Here is a 1,653-nt window from a genome sequence, read left to right as displayed (position 1 = left end):
CTCTCACTTTTTTCGATGAACTCTCCAGGAGGGGGCTCGCGACGGCCCTGGGGGGGCAGGGTTTTATCGCCGGGCTCGTGGATTCGGTGCCCACCACGGCCAACGTCGAATTCCACGCCAGGATAGTGCGGGACAAATCGATCCACCGGAGGCTGGTCCAGGTCGGAGCGGAGATTGCCCGCCTGGGCTACTCGGAAGACAGGGAGATCGAGGACGTAATGGACCAGGCCGAGCGGGCGGTCTTTGAGACCACCCAGAGGGGTGTTCAGATTCCCTTCAGGAGGGTGGGGGATGTCCTTGGTCCCACCTTCCGGGCCATCGAGGAGAAATTCCATTCGCCCGACAGTTCGGTGACGGGGGTCCCCAGCGGCTTCGATGATTTCGAGAGGATCACCGGGGGTTTCCAGCCGGGCAGCCTCAATATTATCGCCGCCAGGCCATCCATGGGAAAGACGGCCCTGGCCCTCGACATAGGCATGCACGCCTCGGTGGAGCGGGGGATACCGGTTTTGATGTTCAGCCTCGAGATGGGCGCGGAACAACTGGTTCAGCGCATGCTGGGATCCCGGGCCAGGGTCGATGTCCACGACCTCCGGACGGGGATGTTCCATGAAAGCGCTTGGGAGAAGCTGGCTACCGCCGCAGGAGACCTTTCGAGAGCCCCCTTCTTCATCGATGACAGCTCCGTGCTCACCACCCTGGAATTGCGCGCCCGGTCCAGGCGCTTCAAGTCCCAGGTCATGAAAGCCGGAGATGGCTTGATAGTGGTCGATTATCTCCAGTTGATGCAGTTGACCAGAAAGACAGAGAGCAAACAACAGGAGGTTGCCGAGATCTCCCGTTCCCTCAAGGCCATCGCCAGGGAGCTCGAGGTGCCGCTGATAGCCCTCTCCCAACTCTCAAGGGCCGTCGAATCCAGGCAGGAGAAAAGACCGCAGCTTTCGGATCTTCGTGACAGCGGCGCCATCGAACAGGACGCTGACTTGGTGATCCTTCTTTACCGTCCGGGTACTATGACATGCCCACCGAAGAGAGCGATAACACCGCCGATGTCATTGTCGCGAAGCACAGGAACGGCCCCACGGGTACTATAAGGCTGACCTTTTTCAAAGAGCATGCCCGTTTCGCGAGCCAGGCCTGGTTGCCCTGAAAGGGTATCGCGCTCTATCTAGCCGAGGGGCCGCCCCGATAACCTGTCCGGATCCCGAGGTGAGGTAATTGACCGAAGAGCCAGGGGTCGGATTTTCACTTGAAGGTGAAGGCCTTATTCGGCGGGAGAGGAGGGACCTCATCCCCAATTTCCCGGCCACGGTAATTCTTTTCTTCGCGCTCGCGGCTCCAAACCTAGTTTTCTCGGGGCCCTTCTGGTTCGAGACGCTCCACCTCATGAAGTGGGCCTCGGCCTTCGTGCCAGTGGGCCTTCTTCTCGCCGTGGCCGGGGCCAGGATAGCCCTTATCATGGATGTCAGAAGGGGTTTTGTCCTCGACCCTTTCGGGGCAATCTGGCTTTTCCTCGTGTTATTTCTTATACTCCAGCCCCTTTGGGCCCCCATTACATCTATGCCGACCTTCACCAGGGAGTGGTTCTTCTTCGCCTCGCTCTGGGGGATCTATATAATCACCCGCAACGGCCTTTACGGTGGAAGACTGCGT

At 59.4% G+C, this 1,653-nt stretch carries 1 protein-coding gene and 1 pseudogene; both read left to right on the top strand.

The genetic code is table 11. The features are described 5' to 3' along the window. Positions 1-1,150 (top strand): annotated as a pseudogene (dnaB, locus tag GX108_06570) (replicative DNA helicase). Between the two features lie 68 nt (positions 1,151-1,218). Further along, a partial coding sequence (locus GX108_06565; GenBank protein NLO56697.1) for a hypothetical protein occupies positions 1,219-1,653 on the top strand: 435 nt, incomplete at its 3' end.

Origin of the sequence: Thermovirga sp. (assembly GCA_012523215.1) — a bacterium.
In the GTDB taxonomy this organism is placed as follows: Bacteria; Synergistota; Synergistia; order Synergistales; family Thermovirgaceae; genus 58-81.
The sequence above is the reverse complement of the archived record's forward strand: the minus strand, read 5'-3'. Positions and strand labels throughout refer to the sequence as shown.